The organism is Pectobacterium betavasculorum (genome assembly GCF_000749845.1).
Lineage (GTDB): Bacteria > Pseudomonadota > Gammaproteobacteria > Enterobacterales > Enterobacteriaceae > Pectobacterium > Pectobacterium betavasculorum.
Genome location: NZ_JQHM01000010.1, coordinates 63,333 through 84,820, shown reverse-complemented (window position 1 = coordinate 84,820; position 21,488 = coordinate 63,333). Strand labels below are relative to the sequence as shown.

At 51.5% G+C, this 21,488-nt stretch carries 16 protein-coding genes and 4 tRNA genes; 3 read left to right on the top strand and 17 right to left on the bottom strand.

Annotated features, from left to right (window positions below):
* Positions 1-10: 10 nt before the first annotated feature.
* From KP22_RS16585 to pncC, 11 genes are all read right to left on the bottom strand, one after another.
* Complete coding sequence (locus KP22_RS16585; RefSeq protein WP_039325265.1) at positions 11-439, bottom strand: YqaA family protein; 429 nt, start codon at positions 437-439, stop codon at positions 11-13.
* A complete protein-coding gene (gene yqaB / locus KP22_RS16580) occupies positions 436-1,002 on the bottom strand; it encodes a fructose-1-phosphate/6-phosphogluconate phosphatase (protein ID WP_039325262.1) in 567 nt (188 codons plus the stop codon). Before yqaB ends, KP22_RS16585 begins: the two co-directional genes overlap by 4 nt.
* 412 nt (positions 1,003-1,414) lie before the next feature.
* Positions 1,415-1,491: transfer RNA gene (locus tag KP22_RS16575), tRNA-Arg, on the bottom strand.
* A gap of 53 nt (positions 1,492-1,544) precedes the next feature.
* Positions 1,545-1,621 (bottom strand) — tRNA-Arg (locus tag KP22_RS16570).
* A gap of 70 nt (positions 1,622-1,691) precedes the next feature.
* A tRNA-Arg gene (locus KP22_RS16565) sits at positions 1,692-1,768 on the bottom strand.
* 8 nt (positions 1,769-1,776) lie between these two features.
* Positions 1,777-1,869: transfer RNA gene (locus tag KP22_RS16560), tRNA-Ser, on the bottom strand.
* Positions 1,870-2,162: 293 nt separating this feature from the next.
* Positions 2,163-2,348 (bottom strand): carbon storage regulator CsrA, encoded by a 186-nt coding sequence (csrA, locus tag KP22_RS16555; RefSeq protein ID WP_005972168.1) that lies wholly within the window; start codon positions 2,346-2,348, stop codon positions 2,163-2,165.
* A gap of 321 nt (positions 2,349-2,669) precedes the next feature.
* Entirely contained in the window at positions 2,670-5,297 is a 2,628-nt protein-coding gene (alaS, locus tag KP22_RS16550) for an alanine--tRNA ligase (RefSeq protein ID WP_039325260.1), read from the bottom strand.
* A 138-nt stretch (positions 5,298-5,435) separates the two neighbouring features.
* Positions 5,436-5,924, bottom strand: coding sequence for a recombination regulator RecX (gene recX, locus KP22_RS16545; protein ID WP_039307935.1), 489 nt, complete (start codon positions 5,922-5,924; stop codon positions 5,436-5,438).
* Positions 5,925-5,970: 46 nt separating this feature from the next.
* A complete protein-coding gene (recA, locus tag KP22_RS16540; protein ID WP_039307937.1) occupies positions 5,971-7,044 on the bottom strand; it encodes a recombinase RecA in 1,074 nt (357 codons plus the stop codon).
* A 107-nt stretch (positions 7,045-7,151) separates the two neighbouring features.
* Positions 7,152-7,646: a nicotinamide-nucleotide amidase gene (gene pncC, locus KP22_RS16535; RefSeq protein ID WP_039325257.1), complete on the bottom strand. Its 495-nt coding sequence runs from the start codon at positions 7,644-7,646 to the stop codon at positions 7,152-7,154.
* Positions 7,647-8,545: 899 nt separating this feature from the next.
* Here pncC and KP22_RS16530 point away from each other — a divergent pair.
* The 3 genes from KP22_RS16530 (at position 8,546) to grxB (ending at position 11,060) form a co-directional block, all read left to right on the top strand.
* Positions 8,546-9,034 (top strand): SRPBCC family protein, encoded by a 489-nt coding sequence (locus KP22_RS16530; RefSeq protein WP_039307940.1) that lies wholly within the window; start codon positions 8,546-8,548, stop codon positions 9,032-9,034.
* A gap of 83 nt (positions 9,035-9,117) precedes the next feature.
* Positions 9,118-9,792 (top strand): MarC family NAAT transporter, encoded by a 675-nt coding sequence (locus KP22_RS16525; RefSeq protein ID WP_039307942.1) that lies wholly within the window; start codon positions 9,118-9,120, stop codon positions 9,790-9,792.
* Between the two features lie 632 nt (positions 9,793-10,424).
* On the top strand, positions 10,425-11,060 hold the full coding sequence (gene grxB / locus KP22_RS16520) for a glutaredoxin 2 (protein ID WP_039325255.1): 636 nt from the start codon (positions 10,425-10,427) through the stop codon (positions 11,058-11,060).
* Positions 11,061-11,438: 378 nt separating this feature from the next.
* Here grxB and KP22_RS16515 read toward each other — a convergent pair whose 3' ends face one another.
* From KP22_RS16515 to KP22_RS16490, 6 genes are all read right to left on the bottom strand, one after another.
* Positions 11,439-12,794: a tetratricopeptide repeat protein gene (locus KP22_RS16515; protein ID WP_039325254.1), complete on the bottom strand. Its 1,356-nt coding sequence runs from the start codon at positions 12,792-12,794 to the stop codon at positions 11,439-11,441.
* A gap of 28 nt (positions 12,795-12,822) precedes the next feature.
* Entirely contained in the window at positions 12,823-14,259 is a 1,437-nt protein-coding gene (locus KP22_RS16510; RefSeq protein ID WP_039325252.1) for a VasL domain-containing protein, read from the bottom strand.
* Between the two features lie 172 nt (positions 14,260-14,431).
* On the bottom strand, positions 14,432-17,929 hold the full coding sequence (tssM, locus tag KP22_RS16505) for a type VI secretion system membrane subunit TssM (protein WP_039325250.1): 3,498 nt from the start codon (positions 17,927-17,929) through the stop codon (positions 14,432-14,434).
* Between the two features lie 24 nt (positions 17,930-17,953).
* Positions 17,954-19,378 carry a type VI secretion system protein TssA gene (gene tssA / locus KP22_RS16500; RefSeq protein ID WP_039325249.1) on the bottom strand — a complete coding sequence of 475 codons (1,425 nt, stop codon included), beginning with the start codon at positions 19,376-19,378 and terminating at the stop codon, positions 17,954-17,956.
* An 11-nt stretch (positions 19,379-19,389) separates the two neighbouring features.
* Positions 19,390-19,950, bottom strand: a complete 561-nt coding sequence (vasI, locus tag KP22_RS16495; RefSeq protein ID WP_039307957.1) for a type VI secretion system-associated protein VasI — start codon at positions 19,948-19,950, stop codon at positions 19,390-19,392.
* Positions 19,950-21,488, bottom strand: coding sequence for a sigma-54 interaction domain-containing protein (locus KP22_RS16490; RefSeq protein WP_039325248.1), 1,539 nt, complete (start codon positions 21,486-21,488; stop codon positions 19,950-19,952). The genes vasI and KP22_RS16490 overlap by 1 nt, the downstream gene beginning before the upstream one ends.

Genomic DNA, 21,488 nt, shown 5'->3' with positions numbered 1-21,488 from the left:
TGCAATCTGGCTAAGACCACCACGCCATACCCTGTAACGTTATACCTGCCAATACGATATATCGCAGCGCTTTTCCAATTCCGATAAAAACCGCCGATTTCATCCAAGGCATACGTAGCCAACCCGCTAACACGCACAATAAATCGCCAACTACCGGCACCCAGCTAAATAACAGCGCAACGCAACCATAGCGCTGTAACCAGCGCATGGCCACTGTATACCCAGCTTGTTTTTTTGGCTGAGGGAGTAAGCGCCCTATAAAAATATTTGTTAACCCACCCAGCGTATTTCCTACCGTTGCGATTGCAATCAAGAGGTAGGGTTTTGCGCTGTCAGCCAGCAATAATGTCACCAGCAGTACTTCCGAACTGCCGGGCAACAATGTTGCACTGAGCAGGCTACTCCAGAAAAGAGAAAAAACAGCCCAGAACTCACTCACAATGTTCGGACATCAACCACGGCCATATTGGCTCGCTTAGCGGCTTCAACACCGTAGTCAGCATCTTCAAACACGATACAGTGTTCCGGAGCGACAGAAATCAACGCCGCACAACGCAGAAAAGTATCGGGGAAAGGCTTATGCTGCGTGACATCATCAGCCCCAACGATCGCATCAAAATAATTATGCAGACCCAAATGCGTTAGTAATCTGTCAGCCATACCATGCGTGCTACCCGTGCCGACTGCCATAGGACGACGCCCGCGATAATGTTTAACAACATCAATCAGCGGTAGTGGTTTAACCGTATCCAGCAGCATTTCCTCAACAATGGCGTTTTTTTCAGCGGCCAGTTGGTGAGCATCAATATCAGCCTGATGGCTGTCGATAATACGCTGCGCAATACGCCAGGTAGGCGAACCGTTCAATGCGGTCATGGCACTGGCATCATAACGCATACCATATCGGGCAAGAACCAGATCCCACGCTTTATGGTGCGTCGGCTCCGTATCAAGTAGGGTGCCATCCATATCAAAGATCAGCCCTTGATAGCGATCGTACATCATGACTCCATGACCACTGAAAAGAGAGCTTACTTTATCGCAAAGTTAAAACGTTGTCGCTTACTCAATAACCTTATAAAAAACAGGTTATTACCACCATAGTAGTAAGGTAACCTTCATTTATTCGCAGGTTAAATCTCAATATATAGATAGGAGGAGAGGATAAAAACTCATGCACGGGCGTGCTTAGAAAAATATCAGTCTGAATTGGCAGAACAGAGAACAATGTCACTGTAGCACTAAAAAGTATGGTAGAAAGCGAGTGGTAAAACAAAGATGAGGCGGCTGAAGGAATTGTCTGACTTGCCTCGCCCTGCGGGCCGTTGCTAAAGCAACGTTTTCCTCCCTCGTTTTTACAAACCAAGATGGTGGATTATAAAACTAAGGAAAAGATTTTTACTATATCAGAATATGGTGCATCCGGGAGGATTCGAACCTCCGACCGCTCGGTTCGTAGCCGAGTACTCTATCCAGCTGAGCTACGGATGCAGAGTGTGGTGCAGAAAAACAAGGGGAGAGCAATTAAACGAGAGACTTAAGAATGGTGCATCCGGGAGGATTCGAACCTCCGACCGCTCGGTTCGTAGCCGAGTACTCTATCCAGCTGAGCTACGGATGCATTACTAATTCTTCATCTACGACAAACTTGCTTTAACTCATACTGCTTGCCTCGCAAAGGCATTATTTAATGGTGCATCCGGGAGGATTCGAACCTCCGACCGCTCGGTTCGTAGCCGAGTACTCTATCCAGCTGAGCTACGGATGCATATTAAATGGCGGTGAGGGAGGGATTCGAACCCTCGATGCAGCTTTTGACCGCATACTCCCTTAGCAGGGGAGCGCCTTCAGCCTCTCGGCCACCTCACCTTACATTACCTGTTTCGCTACTAAGTACTTCTTGTTAGTGCTCACCGGTACTGCGTGGCGCACATATTACTTTCCCAGACTTATAAGTCAAACAATTTTTCCCACCTTGCGTTCGTTTGAACAATTCGCATCCAAGACGCACGTTTTCACAACAAAAAGTCTGTTTTATCGACAGAAAAACAGGCGGTTACCTTGCGACAAGAAGCGCATAGTAAAAGCAGATGCATCGATAAATGTGTGGGGAAAAGCAGGAAATAACAATTGCGTCCCGCGAACACGAGACGCATTGTCAATCAATATGACGTCGGTTGAGATTTTTCGGCCTGAATACGCTGATAGATCTCTTCACGGTGGACAGAAACCTCTTTAGGCGCATTAACACCAATACGCACCTGGTTGCCTTTCACTCCTAATACGGTAACCGTTACCTCATCGCCGATCATGAGGGTTTCGCCAACTCGACGAGTCAAAATAAGCATTCTTTGCTCCTTGAAAGATTATAAAGAGTCGGGTCTCTCTGTCTCCCCGCCATTATCCATCATGTGCCGTGAAAACGTAAACCTAGACGATGGTATAACCACCACCGTCACACTCCGGTGTCACTACTTGTTAGTTTAGTCGATATCAGTAGCTTGTGCTTTTGTTATCACAACAACAGGACTGAGCATATAAAGCTTCAGAATATCTGAAGGTAACACACTTTATCTCCTGTTTGCCGGATCCTTTTCCGCAGACAAAAACGCCACAACCAGGAAGTTATGGCGTTTTGTTGGATAACGCGAAAAAACGTTATCTATCGTTTATAGCTTAGCTGCAACCCAAGATTCAACGCTTGCCAGCGCAGCAGGCAACGCAGATACGTCTGAGCCACCGGCCTGAGCCATATCTGGACGACCACCGCCTTTGCCACCAACCTGCTGAGCAACAAACCCAATCAGCTCACCGGCTTTGACGCGGTCAGTCAGATCTTTCGTTACACCAGAAATCAAGCTAACCCGACCTTCTGACGCCGTTCCGAGAACGATAACAGCCGACCCAAGCTGATTCTTCAGGTCATCAACCATCGTACGCAGCAGCTTAGGATCCACGTTGTCCAGTTGCGTAACCAACAACTTCACACCGTTAATCTCTTTTGCCTTACCGGACAGTGATGAGCTTTCCTGCGCCGCTTGCTGAGCTTTCAACTGCTGAAGCTCTTTCTCCAACACGCGGGCACGATCTAAAACAGAGCGTACCTTATCCGTCAGGTTGTGACTATCCCCTTTCAGCAGTTGCGCGATGTCTTGCAAAACGTCGCTCTGGCGATGCAGCGCGGATAACGCATTCTCACCCGTGGTCGCTTCAATACGACGCACCCCAGCAGCAGTGCCTGATTCAGAAATGATTTGGAACAGGCCGATATCACCAGTACGACTTGCGTGCGTTCCCCCACAAAGCTCAATGGAGAAATCACCCATCGTCAGAACACGGACATGGTCGTCATACTTCTCACCGAACAGCGCCATCGCGCCCTTCGCTCTCGCATCATCCAGCGCCATGACATCCGTTTGTACGGTAAGGTTACGGCGGATTTGTGCGTTGACGATATCTTCAACCTGACGAATCTGCTCAGGCTTCATCGCCTCAGTATGTGAGAAGTCAAAGCGCAGATAGCTGTCATTAACCAGAGAACCTTTCTGTGCGACATGCTCGCCCAGCACTTGACGCAGCGCGGCATGCAGCAGGTGCGTCGCAGAGTGGTTAAGGCGAATACGCTCGCGGCGCTGGTTATCAACATTAGCATCAACGCTGTCGTTAACACGCAGCGTCCCCTGAGTCAGTTTACCAACGTGGCCGATTGCCTGACCGTATTTCTGAGTATCCTGAACGGCAAAGCTGACGTCCGCATTTGTCAGTTCGCCCTGATCGCCAACCTGACCGCCGGATTCACCATAGAACGGAGTCTCGTTCAGAATCACCACGGCTTCATCACCTGCCGCGATCTGATCAACCGCGTTCCCATTGTGATAAAGCGCAATGACTTTGGCTTGCTGCTGCGTTTTTTCATAGCCGCAGAATGGCGTATTTTCATCCACACGGATGAGGCTGTTGTAATCCACGCCAAATCCGCTGGCATCACGTGCGCGCTGCCGCTGAGCCGTCATCGCTGCTTCAAAACCGTCTTCATCGACTTTCAGACCACGCTCGCGGCACACATCCGCAGTGAGGTCGACAGGGAAACCGTAGGTGTCATACAGACGGAAGGCAGTTTCACCATCCAACGTATCCCCTTTCAGATTTTTAATTTCTTCGTCTAACAGAGACAAACCGCGTTCAAGTGTGCGGGCAAACTGCTCTTCTTCCGTCTTCAGCGCCAGCTCAACTACAGACTGCTGCTTTTTCAACTCTTCAGCCGCCGGGCCCATGACTTCAATCAGCGGCGCGACCAGTTTGTAGAAGAAGGCATCCGTAGCGCCCAACATATTACCGTGACGCGCAGCGCGGCGGATAATACGGCGCAGAACATAACCGCGGTTTTCATTAGATGGCATAACACCATCCGCGATCAGAAACGCGCAAGAACGGATATGGTCGGCGATAACGCGCAACGATTTATTGGCTAAATCCGTCGTACCGACTGCTTTCGCTACCGCATCAATCAGCGTTTTAAACAAATCAATGTCATAGTTTGAATTGACGTGCTGCAACACGGCAGAAATACGCTCTAACCCCATACCGGTATCGACGGAAGGCTTCGGCAGCGGCAGCATTGTGCCATCAACCTGACGGTTAAACTGCATAAACACCAGGTTCCAAATTTCGATATAACGATCGCCGTCTTCATCAGGGCTTCCCGGCGGGCCCCCCGCGATGTGGTCACCGTGATCGTAGAAAATCTCGGTACATGGACCACACGGCCCCGTTTCACCCATCTGCCAGAAGTTATCAGACGCGTAAGGTCCGCCTTTGTTATCACCAATACGAATAATTCTTTCGCGCGGTACACCAACTTCATCAGCCCAAATACCATAGGCTTCATCATCCGTTGCATATACCGTCACCCACAGTTTTTCTTTCGGTAAATTGAACCACTGAGGGGAGGTCAGCAATTCCCACGCATAGCGGATCGCATCATGCTTGAAGTAATCACCGAAGCTGAAGTTACCCAACATTTCAAAGAAAGTGTGATGACGAGCGGTATAACCTACGTTTTCCAGGTCATTATGTTTACCGCCGGCACGCACACAGCGCTGTGAGGTCGTCGCTCGAACATAGCTGCGTTTATCCAGCCCGAGGAACACATCTTTGAACTGGTTCATACCCGCATTGGTGAATAACAATGTCGGATCGTTGTTCGGCACCAGAGAGCTGCTATCAACAACCTGGTGTCCCTTACTGTTGAAAAAATCGAGAAACGCTTGACGGATCTCAGCGGTGCTCTTGCTCATAATTGTCCTGGAATCAAGCTAGAAGAACAGATCGCGGGCAAGGTTAGTCCAGCATGCTGACGTTACCGAGCAACTCACGAACAAAAAAGTGGGAATAAGATAAATTTTCTTCGATGGGAAGTAAAATCCCGTGTGCGTTCAATCTGAAAAATTCGTGTAAATTGACTGGATTTCTTCATGAAAAAAGCCACGATAGAGCAGATATCGTTGATATTTGACTTTGTCTTTCCATTCATCGGACAGAGGATACCCGAATTTTCGTTCCACAACAGATTTCGCCAGCGCGCACCAGTCGATATCACTTTCGTTCAATGCCGTGGCTAACGTTGTCTTATCGATTCCTTTCTGGCTTAACTCCACTCTGATCCGTTGGACACCATAGCCTTTGCGGCTCCGGCTGCTGATATAGCGGCGTGCATAACGTGCATCATCCAGCCAACCGTGTTCTTTACAGTAGGCAATGGCGGCTTCTACGTCTTCTGCCGCAACGCGGGCAGTCGCTTCATCTGCTTCACTTTCCGTACTTTCTGACTTATATAAATACGCCGCACATTTGCGGCGTATTTCGGTTTCACTATAATCGCGAACAGAAAGCACATTCATCGCATAGCGTAATGGTTTATTCATCTACCTATCCGCTGATAGTGTTCTGCCACAGATAATTCAACCACCATTAAAACTCTTCGTTGCCTTCACCAGCGAATTCACCTTCGTCATGGCTATTTCCCGCTGCGGCAGGTGTCAGTTCATTACCTTTATGCAACAGCATTTCACGCAATTTCTTATCCAGTTCAGCAGCAATCGTTGGATTCTCTTTCAAGAAATTACAGGCATTCGCTTTACCCTGACCGATCTTGTCGCCGTTATAGCTATACCAGGCTCCCGCTTTTTCGATCAGCTTGTGCTTAACACCTAGATCAACCAGCTCGCCGTGGATATTGATGCCTTCACCGTACAGAATTTGGAATTCAGCCTGTTTGAACGGTGCTGCGACTTTATTCTTCACGACTTTAACACGGGTTTCGCTACCAACGACTTCTTCGCCTTCCTTAATTGCACCGGTACGGCGAATATCCAGACGAACAGAGGCGTAAAATTTCAGGGCGTTACCACCAGTAGTGGTTTCAGGGTTACCAAACATCACACCAATTTTCATACGGATCTGGTTGATGAAGATCAGCAGCGTATTGGCCTGCTTAAGGTTACCCGCCAGTTTACGCATAGCCTGGCTCATCATACGTGCAGCCAGTCCCATGTGGGAGTCGCCGATCTCGCCTTCAATTTCGGCTTTCGGCGTCAGGGCTGCAACGGAGTCAACGATGATAACGTCAACCGCACCAGAGCGTGTTAACGCATCACAGATCTCCAGTGCTTGTTCACCTGTATCTGGCTGAGAACACAGCAGATTATCAATATCTACGCCAAGCTTTTTCGCATAAATTGGATCCAGTGCATGTTCAGCATCGATAAACGCACAGGTTTTGCCTTCGCGCTGGGCGGCAGCAATCACCTGTAAAGTCAGCGTAGTTTTACCAGAAGATTCAGGGCCATAAATCTCAACGATGCGCCCCATAGGTAAACCGCCAGCCCCCAAAGCAATATCAAGGGACAAAGAGCCTGTAGAAATGGTTTCAACATCCATTGAGCGATCTTCGCCCAACCGCATGATAGAACCTTTACCAAATTGCTTTTCGATTTGGCCCAGTGCTGCCGCAAGTGCCTTTTGTTTGTTCTCATCAATAGCCATTTCTGCTCCTGTCATGCGGCGTAAAGCAACTGTCTCTACGCGGCGGCTTAATCATGAATTGCTGAATAATCACTGACATTATACTGTATACACATACAGCATCAAGGTTATTTTTTCAGAAACGCGTCGAGAAGCGTTTGCAGCGCAAAATGGACCGATTGCAGGCGAACCGCATTTCGGTCTCCGCTGAACCGCATTGTCTGTGCGAATGCCCCGCCCTGCTTGTCGGTGAAGCCGAACCACACCGTGCCGACTGGTTTCTCTTCCGTCCCACCATCTGGCCCGGCAACACCGCTTACCGATACGGCAAAATCTGCGCTGGCGGCTAACAAAGCTCCTGCGGCCATTTCATTGACGACATTTTCACTTACCGCACCATGTCTTTCCAATGTCTCGGCACTCACATTCACCAGACGCTGCTTAGCCAGATTGCTGTACGTCACAAAGCCATAGTCAAACCAGCCAGAGCTCCCAGCGATATCAGTAATAGACTTAGCCAGCCAGCCTCCGGTGCAGGATTCTGCACACGTCAACGTGGCACCACGCGCTTTCAGTTTCTCACCCACCAAAGCACTCAACCGCAGAATGTCAGTTTCCGTCATTACCGCCTCATCTTAATCAAGGATTGTTTAGTCAGGGTAACACTTTTCCCTAAAAAAGACGCCCCGCTGCACAGTATGCGAGGCGTATAGCAAAGACGATTAAAAAGAAATGAAAAGCGAGAAAGATTCTATAAAACGCTATCAAATAATCTGGCAGAGAACAGCTCTAGCTTAATAGATGATCGTTTGGAAAGAATTAATAATGACAACTTGGCAATAAATGGTTATTCGTTTTTATTCCTGCCAGCATAAAAGCTGGCTATAAACGTATCAGACATATCTATAAAGTAAATCACCCACCATTAGCACGTTATTTACAACCCAGAATATGTGGATAAATACCTATACCTGTAATACTTCAAGCTGCATGTGTGTTGGCTACGTTCACTCACCCGAATCACTTACCTGAGTAAGCTCATCGGGATGAAATGAGAGACATCCTGTCTCTCACCGAAGGCCAGCCGCTGGCTGGTCAAATTCGTTCCCGACAAATTTGTCCTTCTCTTGCCGCCTTCCTGCAACTCGAATTATTTGGGGTATATTACATTTTAATAAGTACAGGCCGGCTAACGATAAATTGACAAACATCAATTCATATAAAAATAAAATACCTAACCAGAGAAATACAAATAAAAAAAGCCCACTAAAAATAGGGGGCGGGGTACTACTATTATCGTTATGTAAAAACCCTGGTGTTTTGCGGCAATTCATTTGGCTTCTGTCTGATACTTACAGTATCAAACGAACATTAACAGGCGTGTAAAAGTTCTGCCTATTGCTGTGATAGCCTGTACTAACACTGTCGCCACCATCTCCAACTTTGCTTCGCTGGTCGATATCGGTCAGAATGGCGTGCATATGCCCATTAAAGGGTAACAATCCATTAGGGAGAATGACGGGTGTTTCCCTCTTTCTTAAGAAGAACCGCAGCGAAAAATGGCAGTTATGCCAATGAAATCAGCAGCAGCATTACTATTAATCGCCCAGCAGAACGCTTGTTTGATCTTTGGCGTAAACCGGAAACGTTGCCGATTCTGATGGGCCATTTCGCCAGTATTGAGATACTGAACCATACCGATTCCAATTGGCGAATAAACACACCGATTGGCGCGCTCATTGAGTGGCAGGCTCGTATTATTGACGAAAAACCGGCAGAGTACATCCACTGGCGTTCTCTGGAAGGAGCACGGGTTCCCAATGAAGGCAGGCTTTCTTTTCAACCTGCTACGTCGGAAGCAGGCACGATCGTGACACTAACGATCCGCTACAATCCTCCAGGGGGGTTGATCGGGAAAAAAATCGGACAAATGTTTGATATGTTTTCTCGCGACATGCTGATAAAAACACTCCATCGTTTTAAGAAATTAGCGGAGGATGGGCTGGCCTAAACTACGCCAGATACCATCGCGACAGATCGTCATTAACCGTTTTCCTGAACTGATAAAAGCGCCCTAATATAAAGGAACGTAGAATGCTGGAATTGATTCAAACCATTGGTCTTGGTCTGGTGTTAATCCTGCCACTCGCGAACCCACTGACCACGGTAGCAGTATTTTTGGCGATGTCCGGCAATATGAGTCAGGGGGAGCGAAATCGTCAGATCTTTCAGGCCTCGCTCTATGTGTTCATCATTATGACTGTTGCGTACTACGCGGGCCAAATCGTTATGAATACCTTCGGGATTTCCATTCCCGGATTGCGTATTGCCGGTGGACTTATTGTGGTTTTCATTGGTTTTCGCATGCTTTTTCCTCAGCAAAAGCCAGAACATGCACCTGAAGTCAAAAGTAAGAAAGAAGAAATTAACGACAGCTTCTCCGCCAATGAAGTCAATATCGCCTTTGTTCCACTGGCAATGCCTAGCACCGCAGGCCCCGGAACCATTGCCCTCATCATCAGTTCTGCATCACAAATCAAGAGCGGTGTAGACATCACGCCATGGGTTATTACCGTTGCCCCCGTACTCACTTTTATGTTGATCAGCCTGATCGTCTGGCTCAGTCTGAAAAGTTCTGGCCTGATTATGCGTCTGATCGGAAAAAGTGGTATTGAAGCCATTTCACGACTGATGGGATTTTTGCTGGTTTGCATGGGTGTGCAGTTCATTATTAACGGCACACTGGAGATCGTGCATTCTCTCCATTGATCTGAAGGTGCGGAAATTCAACACGAGTTCGCGGCTATCACAATGTGAACGAGCCATGAAAACTGCGGATAACGCCCTTTACAGGCTAAAATGAAAGCAAAAATCAGGCCTCGGCTGTAACAGTGTCCGGCCATTAAACTAAGAACGGTACGTTTAAGCTACGCTTCTGCGCTAATTCAACAAGCTGATACATAGATCGGGATAGAGGCTGATCTCGCGAGCTGCTGTGCAATGCTCGGCACACCAAAAAAAACCCGCACAAGGCGGGTAAGGTCATTCTAATGACAGGGATGGTTAACTACACAACACTCACAGAGATGTGAGGTACTGACAAGGGATGCAGGGACTATAGCAAGCCAAATGTATAGTATTGTCATCAGCAAGTAAGGTTAATTTGTCGGTTGTAAAACAACATTGGCGCTATTGCCTTACTGCAATATATGGCTATTCCAGCCTGCTTTTCCGAACATAATTCCACTTTTTTGGTGTTCATCAGCGCAGCAAGCAATCCGCAGAGGTGAGCCACATTCACTTTGCCGCCGACTGCGTCCAGTATTACTCTGGTGGCATGAATTGTCATGACCGGACTGGCAAACTTTTGCCTACTTTTTCAAAATATTACGAGGCGATGCATGAAACTTTTCGTTTACGAACACTGCCCATTCTGTGTTAGAGCCAGAATGATTTTTGGCCTGAAAGATCTGTCTGTTGAGCAATCCGTCATTATGGAAGGAGATGTTGACACGCCAACGCGCATGGTGGGTCGTAAAGTGGTGCCAATCCTTCAGAAAGAAGATGGCAGCTTTATGCCGGAAAGCATGGATATCGTCCACTATGTAGACAGTAAGCAAGCGCCGTTAATCGCCGATAAACCGGTTGATGCTGAGATTGAAGCCTGGTGTAAGTCCGTTTCCAGCGCGGTATTTAACCTTGCGGTTCCTCGCTTCACAAAGGCCGATTTCAAAGAGCTTTCCACACCAGAGGCGCGCCATGCCTACATTCTTCGTGAAGAAAAAGCCTTCGGCGACCTGGATGCGCTGATAGCAAAAACACCAGAGCTAATTGCAGAAGTGGAGCAGAAACTCAAAGAATTGGAAGCGCTCTTGGCAAACGTCAATACCATTTCCACCACCGACTTTATTCTATTCCCTATTTTACTGTCGCTCACGATTGTGAAAGACGTGGAGTTCGGCCCTAACGTCCGTGCGTATCTTGAGCGCGTATCAACAGCCAGCAAGGTCGCGTTGTTGACCGATAAAAGGCTATAACAGTAAAAATCCACCTCTTGAAGAGGTGGCTTTAAAGTGAGGCTCCCTTCTAGGGAGCCTCAGACCATTGACAAACCTATTTCCTAAATGAAAACGGGAGTAACGGAATAGAAGAGTAAAGCGTTTGCGCCAGGGACAAAAAGGGTGAATCTCAGGGATGAGGCTCATATCTGCGCAAGCCGAGCGTACAAGGGTGTATTCACAGCGTCTTTGACGATCTATCCGTTACTACCGCTTGCCGACAACAAAAAAGCGGGGGCTGCTATCACGCAACACCCGCCTGTTTATTGCTATTGTTATCTGATTAAAACGTGATGATCTGTCGATTCAACCTAATAACTCACTATCAGCAATTTACCACCAACGCATCGACGCAGATTACTCTGTTTTCCCCGATGACCAGTGCATCGCCAACCGTTGTCCAGCTTTGATTTCATCCGGCTGCATTGTCGCTTCCAGATCGTTACGCGCATGAATGGCTTCGGGCATCCCCTCCGTCGCCGCCATGGCATACCAGGCGTAAGCATGAATACGATTGCGGGATGCGCCCAGTCCATCCTGACGCATCACCCCCATACGGTACTGAGCCATACGGTTACCGTTATTAGCCGCCAGACGATACTGCTTCATTGCTTCGACATAATCCTCTTTGCCACCTTGCCCCAGCCGCAGCATCTCGCCATAGGCCAGTTGGGATTCATTGTCTCCTGCCGCTGCCGCTTTGGCATATTCTTCACGCGCACGCACGAATTCGTTCGCTTTAAATAGCCGTTCACCCAGTTCACGTTGCGCACGGATATAGCCAGCAGAGGACGCCTGAACCAGATAATGTTCGCGCTTTTCATGAATTGTCTGACTCTGACTAAGTAAATAATCGGCCTCGCCCGATCCTCCAGCAGCGGCACGCTCCAGCCAGTAACGCGCCTTCTGTTCATCCCAAGGTAAGCGCTTACCTTCTCGGTATGCTTTGCCCAGCCAAAGCTGGGCTTCCGCATCACCTGATGACGCAGATTTTTGATACCAACCCAACGCATTCTCGCCGTCTTCGTGTCGAGCCATCCACAGTTGCGCCTGTGCCTGACCTAACGTCGCCGCACGGAAATACCAGCGTTCGGCCAGATCGCGACGAATCACCACACCACTACCTTGTTCATAGCGCTGCGCCAGTTGATACTGCGCATCTCGATTACCGAGTTCAGAAGCCTTCAGCAACCACGCTACTGCCTCTTTTTCACCGCCCGCATACGTTGCGTGCCACTGAGCAACAATCAGTTGAGCGGGGGAATAGCCATTTGCCGCCGAAGATTCAAACGCACTCAGGCAGGCCGCCACCAGTTTTCCCTGATGTTGAACCCGACAATCCATGCCGAGCCGATGCCCTGCTTCACCATTTCCCAGACGTGAGGATGTTGCCCACCACTGACGGGCAGACGGGCTGTTCTTTGGCGCGCCTAACCCGGCCTGATACCAATCGCCGACCTGAAGCGCAGCAGCAGCGCGCATTTCCCGATTGCCCGGAAGTTCAGACAGCCCAGACGCCTTCTGCATCCATTGCATCGCCTCGGTGTACTGCTCACGCGCGGCTAGCGTCTTTGCCAGTTGATATTGCGCCTCACCGTTTCCCCGGTTTGCTGACGCGACTAATTCCGGTTCAGACAGCGACGTGACCGGTGCCTGACATGACGCCAGCCAACAGGCCGACAGAACCACCAATAATTTTTTGTATTTCATCATGTGCTCAGCGGTTTTCCCTTCACGATAATCAGCTGGCAGAATTACCCTGCTGCAAACGGTACAAGCGAATATTGAAGGCGCGCAGTTCATCTTCCATACCACGTAGCTCTGCTGGCGTCAGCGACTGGTTCTTGATCTTGCGCGCCTCAAGTTCACGTAAACGTATCCCGAAAGGGACATCTGACATCAGATCTTTTTGCATATCGTAGAGTTTTGATTTCAGGTAGGAGATCGTCACCGTCCGGCGCTGACGCTCCAGTTCCAGCAGCTGCTGCAACGTCTCATTGACTCTGGCACGAGCCTGTTCGTAACCCAGCGTTTTCGGTTCATCACCCTGCTGACGTTCAAACGCAATTTGCCATTGGCGTTCCATCTCTTTCACTGCCAGCGAATCGGGATAGAGCTGCTGCATCACGTTTTTCAACCCATTACCGTACTGATACAGGTAGAACGGTGACGCATTTTTCACCTGTTCCAGCTGTGCCTGATAGCGGTTGATCAGTTCGCCTTCCATGCCCTGCAATTTCTGCTCACCCAGGACAATACGTACCCGACGAATGTCATTATGGTCAGGAGCGGTAGGCAAGGCGTACGCAGGCTGTTGCAGTAATGCCAGCGCATCGGCTTTCTGTTCCTGCCAATACTGCCAGCCGGTAATAGCTGCGACAGGTAACGCGCAAGTCAGCAGACCGGAGACAAACCAGAACCAGGCTGGCTTCGGCTTTTTATGCGCCTCAATTTTCAATACCGTCGGTTTCATTTGCCCTTTCTCCCGTCCGATGAGAATGCTACCCGCGGGCAATGCAGCCTGACCCGAGCCTGATGAACTATCGCTTTGCACCGTCGCACCGGGCTCCATATCTGAATGAAAGAACACCATAGGGGGAATCTGCATATCCTGCTTTTTCAGTTCCTGATCGTCCGACACAATGACAATCTCGGTTTCATCAAACAAATGGGTATAGCCTTCGACGAAGTGCAGCAGATTCTCGACGCGAGGAATGCGGCTCAGCCCCGAGTTGTGCAGCTTTTCACTCATCAATTGCAGCGCGCGTTCGCAACGGTAAACCAGCCGCTTATGTTCATGGCTGATGGCGTACTGCCGCACCACTTCGCTGATGCGGGCAATGAACCAGTCCAACATCTCGATACGCGCCCGTTCCTGATGCACCGGTGGCCAGAAGTTATCCCACTGCGTCACGATCAGGTTTGCCAGAAACTCACAGCTTTCCGTGAAACCCGTCAATCCGGCCAGCCGTGAACGCGCCAGCGTAAAGTAGATTGCGGTCTGGAGATCAACGCCCTGCTTTTCAAAGATGGTAGTGGCCATATCGTGCACCAGTTTCCAATCCACATCGGGACGAGACGCGTGACTCAGCTTGTTAATTTCCGCCCGAAGTGCATCAAACTCCGGCAGCGTCCGTGGATCCCGGCCCACTTTCAGGGCTTGTTGTGCATCTTGCATATCACATCATCCAGCAATAGGGAGCCTGAGTGGGTAATGTCGATCGTTTAAGAGCGAGATACCGGGGGCGACCACGGTGTGAGGCATCTCTGCGAGAACCTCATCACCGTGTTTCCCCCTAAATCCATACCTAAGTGACCTGCATTAGCCTGAACGGACTCCCGAGAGTTAATTAATAAAGCGAGTCAGGCAGCGTGAATTGGCTGAACAGACCACCAGCAAACGGGTTGTGGCTGGCATCGGTATACACGCGATAGGTCATCGCCCCGTTCTCCAGCGAGAAGCGCACGTCGAAGGTATTCTCATTAACCTGCGTCAGTTGGTCGCTGTTGATTAACCGGAACATCGCCCACGGACCGCTAAAGCTCAGGCTACGTGGTGAACGCTCACGATCGTCCGGCACCAGCGTCAGCTTGCTCTCAGCCCCGTCGCGCATGCTGTTTGGCCATACCAGCGGCGTTTTCTGGCGACGACCGTGGCTATATTCCAGCAGTTGTCCATCCAGATTCAGTACGCTGCGACGCTTATTCGCCGTCAATTCCAGCGGTTCCAGAACAAAGTGCACTTCCAGGCTACCCTGCGCATTGAACAGGGTTTGACGGATGCGGGTAGCGCGCTCAAGCTGCTTCACCAATTCAGCCTGCAACGGCGAGGCCATGCCTTCTTCCAGCATGCCGCTTTCCATCATCGCCTTGAGGTTGGTTTGATAGAAGCTGTCCAGCGTCCCGCCAGTCATAAAGAACCTTTCCATTTCCGATAACGGCACATCCTTGTTCGATGAAGGGTCGAAGGGGTAACGATCCGCCAGTTTCTCATTGAATGGCGTCACGACCTTATCCAGCCACTCTTGATTTAGCGACGACATCGCAAGGCCGGTTACCAGACTGGCACTTTCTCCGGCTAACTGTCCTACCCAGCGATCCAGCGGCGCGGGGAGGCTGCGAGCGTATTGCTGTAAGGCGAACACCGGATCGGAAAATTTATTTCCCTGCCGCGCCTGCACCGCCTTCAATGCCGCCTGTCCCGGATCGGTCGCATTAACGATCTGATCGAGGTAGTGATAGAGATCGGTCAGCTTCTGATTGACCTCTTGCACCAGCGGCCCCTGCTCACCACGTCCGCTCAACGCCGCATTGATGGTCATAAACGGACGACCAATCCGCGTGTTGATATTCTGTGCCGTATCGTTATCATCATCGCCCAGCTTACGGATGCGGGTATTATCACTGACCGTCGTTAGCACACGCTGGAAGGGCTGATCGTTGCCGGTAATATCCGTGAGAATGTCGAGTGCCTGTTCCGGCGTATCGAGCGTCTGCACATCAATGTTCGCCAACACTTTCTGCCACTGGTTGATGTAATCCGTAATATAACGATCGTTTACCTGACGCAGAATTTCCCGCCGATCGGCCTCACTGAACTGCGCACGCTCACGCTGCCCCAGCACCCAGGCATCCAGCGCCGTCAGCTCTAACAGCGCTTTGTCCTGCTTTAGATAGTAATCACTGAAACCGGGATACGTCAGCAGCCGCGGCACGCTTCCCGCTTTGTCATTACGCAGAGAAAACACAGGATCAAACGTCGGCCCAACTTCATCACGAATCGCTAAATCCGGAGGCAGCACCTGCGTCGCCTTCATCACCAGACTCTGATAAACGCGCTGATACATTGGCAGCTTGCTCAGTTCTTGCTGAGCGAGCGTAATCGGCTGATTAAATGGCGCAAAGGTACTGATTGCCACCGCATCTTTTTGCTCACGAGCCTTATGCCAGTCAGTATGTTCAAGGGCGTAATCCAGATGCTGCATCAGTTGTTCCTGCACATTGCCCTGTGCAGGAAACGCCTTCTGCCAGCGCTGCGCCATAAACTGTTCGACCAGCGCTTTATTACGTCCTGACACATCATCGAGCATCCGCATTACGCGCAGAATCGTCAGCTTTTGCTCGCTATTGGCAGGTGCCTGATTCAAGTCCTCCAGCAGCCCCTGCATCACCGCAGGAAGAAAGCGCTGGTTCAGCATTTGCAGATAGGTGCCTTCCACATAAGGGCCAATCTTATCGCCCTGATACAAACCTAAGTCGGCCAGCAGCGGTGTACGTTCGCGGTAATTACCAAAGGACAAGGTCGCATCGCGAATCAAATTCAGACGCGGCAATTGCTGATAGCCGTAGCCTGGCTGCCCTTCCAGCTCATTGGTGCCGATAAATGCCTGTGCTTTCGTCAGTACGTTGCGCCCAGCCTCTTCATTGACTCGATAGAAATGGTGCCAACTGCCGACCAGCGCCAGACTGGCGAGCAGCATGCAGCCCACGCCGATACTGAGCCGACGCCGACGATAAAGGCTATGCAGCCGATTCTCCCCCGCCAGACTGGCCTCAGGGAAAATGACGTCAGGGAAAAGACGTTGCACAAAGAACGTATTCGATTCACCGCGCAGCGCAGCGTTAATCGGCTCTGGCAGTTGATAGCGTCTGGAAGCCGACTGCGCAAAGGCATCAAACGGCACCCCTTGCTGATAGACAGAACTGACGTAGACACCACGGATCATGAATGCGCGATCTTCACCGGTCGCTAACGTTTCCGTCAGCACTTCCATCACGTAGTCTTTCACCCCTGCTAACTGGCGGACAAACGAGAACAGCGAATTGCGCACGCTTCTGTCCGATTGCGTCAGCAGCATATCTGGCAGGTTGTCATTCAGATTAGTGACCCATTCGTCCCAGAAACGCTCCAGTTCTTCCAGCCAACCTTTGCTGTTGCTGGCTTGCGGCGTAAACGTCACGCCTAAAACGGCCTGACGCGCGTCGCGGTTTAACTGGCGATAGACCTTGTCGAAGCCGCTTAGCATATCCAGCCGGGTCAGCGCGATATACACCGGTAAGCGCGTATTGATGTTCACCGAAATTTCCTGCAACCGCGCGCGCATGACCTGCGCATAAGCTTTACGATCCGCGACACCGGCCTGTGCCAGCCATGAAATATCCAGCGTGAGAACCAGCCCATTGAGCGGCTGGCGGCGGCGATTTTCACTGAGCCACTGTAGCAGGTGCTGCCACAGTCGGGCATGACGCTGTCCGAGCGAATCGCCCTCCAGCTCAGGTTGCGCAAGTAGCTGTCCACTAGGATCCCAAATGACGGCGGATTCCCCGACCCAACTACTCACCTGCTGACCTGCCGCCACGTCTCGCAGCTCTGCATCTAGCTTCGGATTCATTTTGTTTGCTGGATTAGCACGATGAATCAGGCTGCTTTTGCCGCTGCCAGCCAAGCCAATCGTCAGATACCAGGGCATCGCATACAGCGCTTTTTTACCCAATTGGGTCTGAAACGCCTCCAGCCAGCGATCGAGAAACGTCTGCTGGCTGTCGACATACACCTGCAAGGGATCCTGTTCAATCACCTGCTGTTCATGACGTTCCGTTCGCATCTGCTGTACGCGACGCCAGACCAGCCAGGCACTATAGGAGAAAACCAGCCATAGCCAGATCAACGTGAACACCACGCGGCCCCAGATTCCCTGTAACGGACGTGACTCGCCCACGGTCAAACGTGGTCCCAGCCACCAGGCCAGAACCAACACCACGATCCACAGTACCGCCCCCAAAAGCAGCCAGGAGGGTTTCAGTTTAGGCAACTGCTTGCGTAGAAAGGTTATGATTGTTTTAAACATAAGTGACCATTCACTCCGAATGTCTTATTTTTTGCGGGATGCAGCCAACCGCTCCACGCGGCTGACCATTCCCGGTTCCCATTGCATCAGGCCCAATTGCTGGCTTTCCTGCCACATGTGCTGATAGTGCTGTGCTGCCAGTGATTTCATCCCTTCTTCGGCGAGTAAATCCGCCAGTACCAACTCGGCATAAAAGCGATCGCGTGGTTCTTTCAGCCGGCGCATTCGTTCATCCAGCAACAGCATGGCCGCACCGATACCGTTCTCATCCCGACAGGCGGCTGCCTCCGTCGCCAAATCGTCCTGCCGCGCGCCGCCACCGCCGCGAACGGGCTGGCTGGACTGCAACCACTGACTACACTTTCCGGTCAAAAATGGCGCGCCATCGCTGAACGCCAGTTCACGCAGTTCCGGTAAACGCTGAATAAACGCAGACAGCTCTTCAGCTATCGCGGTGGCAACAGAGGTATATCCCAGTCTGGTGGCCACAGAAGCAGACAGCATGTGCCCATCAAACCAGTAAGGTGCCAGCATCAGGCTCTGCTCTATACGTTCCCACAGCGCCAAATCAGCCTGTGCCAGCGCGCTTTGGTATTCATCCACGCGGTCTGACGAGACGGGTGCCAGTTGCGTTTTATGCCCCTTCGACGACATCGGCGGTGTAGCAATACCGGACCAGATAGCATGGCGGCGCAGACGATAGCCCATCGGTGAATCAGGATGACGTTCAACCAGCAGCGCCGCGACATTCAACTGGGTTTGTCGCCAACTGCGCTCATCGGATGAATTAATCTCCACCGAACTGGCTGGCGTCGAGGCAGTACCGCCGCTGGTTTCACTACCGCCTGAGCTACCACTACCGCTGACTATCGGAGTCGGTTTCGCCGTCTGATTCGCCTGTTCCTGCGCCTGCTGCCGCTGTCTGGCACGCTTAAAGCCCTGTACCAGTTCCTCCATCAGCGCCGCTTTGTCGCTGGCCAGTTCGCCCCAACGGGTCGCTACCTGCTCCATTAACTGCTGTAATTGCTCCAATTCGGTGCTGGATGCACTTTCTGCAATGCGAGGGATCGCGCTCTCAAAACGGCGAACAATCTGGATCATCAACTTCTGTTTCTGCACCAGACTGGCAGGCCAGGCGGTGACCCAGTAACTCTCCAGCCAGCTATCCAGCAGCATCAGCGCGGTAGACAACGATGCCGCTTTAGCCGGGTGCTGTAAGCAGCGCAATAGCTGCACCAGCACCCGCATGTCCTTGGTTTTGCTTTCCAGTAACGTCAGGCAATAACCCGCCACCACGTTGAGATCGACCTGGTTATGAGCCAGCGATCCTAGCTTGACCAACTCCGTTTCTACCTTTTCCCAGAGCGGATCGTCAGCCAATACCGCCGCGCGCAACATCTCATCCGGCAATGAGGTTTGCAGACGTTTACACCAGGGATGTGCATGCATGAACACCTCCTTTACCAGTGACACTGCTGACGCAGCGGTGCTACTGCTTCGCCTAACCCAGCAAGTTCGATACGCAGCACGTGACCGTCAGTGCCGTTAAGTACCAGCTCACGATGCCCAATCCAGCGCTTTAACGCATCAATCGCTGGCAGGCCGCGCCCTGACTCCAGCAGCAGCCCGCGGTTACGGATAAACCAGCTATCAGACACCGCTACACCATCAAGCTGCGACGTGACGGACTCACCAGCCCAGGGGGTGCCGAGGGTAATGCGCAGGTGTGTAATATTGCTGGCACAGCTAATCACCAGCGTATTGCCATCAGCCAGCACACGGGTGAGCGTCATATCGCCGCTGTCCGCTTCTCGTCCCAGTTGAAACATTCCGCCAGCCGCTGTTTTATCGCTCTGCGGAGACAGCGTGCCGCTGCGTTCAACTTCCCGCCCCAGCGCGTCATAGCAGGCCAGCCGGAGCTCTGTAGCCTTCTCATTGCGGCACTGTTCCCACAACGACTGCCAGGCAGGATCGGGCGTCGCGGCCGTTGCCAACAGTAGGGGAGCCATCGTCAGAAACATCAATTTACCTCCAGCTTCTGGCATTTGTGGTCAAGAGTACGTTTAGGGATATTGAGGCTGTCGGCCACCAGCAGACGGTTGCCCTGAAACTGGCGCAGGCGAGCCTCAATCACAGCGGCTTCATACCGCTGTGTGGCTATACGCAAATCGTGGATGTGCTGATAACAATCCTGGTCTTCAGCCGAACTGCTCGTCAGCCGATCGCGCAGTTCAGGTGGCAGCGATGTCAGAGACAGCGCTTCACCGTCCGGCGTATGTGCGCAGGCGACTTCCAGCAGGTTACGTAGCTCTCGCACATTACCGGGAAAGTCATACCCCACCAGTTGGCGTAGGAAAGCGCGGTTCAATGGCCCAACGTGCTTTTGCTGTTTATCTGCAAATTGACCGATGAAGTGCTCGCACAGCAGACGAATATCGTCCGGCCGCTCGCGCAGCGGGGCGACCTGCAACAGGCACTGGCAAAGGCGATGATAGAGATCCTGCCGAAATACGCCGTCAGACACCTGCTGTTCCAGCGGCTGATGGGTCGCGGCAATCAGGCGGAAATCGGAATGTACTTCTTTCTCCGCTCCCAGAGGACGGAAGCTGTGCGTCTCCAATACCCTTAACAGCTTGGCCTGCATGGATTGCGGCATATCGCCGACTTCATCCAAAAACAGGGTTCCGCCGTTAGCCTGCTCGACCAGACCAATCTTGTTACTTTGTGCGCCGGAGAACGCGCCTTTCTGGTAGCCAAACAGTTCGCTTTCAATCAGATTTTCGGGAATTGCGGCACAGTTGATAGCAATAAAAGGTTTGTCGGCACGTTCGGAACACTCATGAAGCAAGCGCGCCACGACATCCTTCCCTGAACCGGTTTCGCCCTGAATTAGCACCGAAAGGCGGTGTTTTGCCGCCTGATAAATTTGCTGATGCAGCTCTTTAATCACCACAGACTGGCCAATCAGAGTGGCTTCCACCCGCGTTTCCTGTTCGCGGCGACTCTGTCCCTCATGCTTAATCTGGCGGAGTGAATCTCTTAACGCGGCCTGTTCCCGTCGGGTGTGTAGCAGCTCACGCAACAGCATAAGCTGCCGGCAAAACACCTGCGCCAGCCGCTCGCATTCCCCTTGCTGATGCAGCGTTCGCAGGCGTGTCGGCGTATCCAACAGCGCCAATACCGCCAGCGGCTTACCGCTGTCCGACAGCAGCGGCAACGCGTGAAGCCCGCAATTCGTCCCAACAGAAACCAGCATCTGCCGAAACTCATGGTGCTCAATGCGGGCACCGCCATAGAGAGAATCCCAGGTGCGTGCCTGATTCTTATGCAGCGCATAAGCCAGCGGGTGGCTAAAATCATCCACCCCCAGACTCAGCGCCACTGGCGTCTCATGCACCCGGCCCTGACAGGTCAGTAACCTGCCGCTGACATCCACCATCCCCAACAGCATTCCTTGCGGCTGCCAGGCAGCCTGCATCGTCTCCAGCAGCCAGTCACACAGACTGGCTTCATCATGCTGTCGGGTGAGTGCCAGCGCCAGTTCGAGGGCATGTTGCAT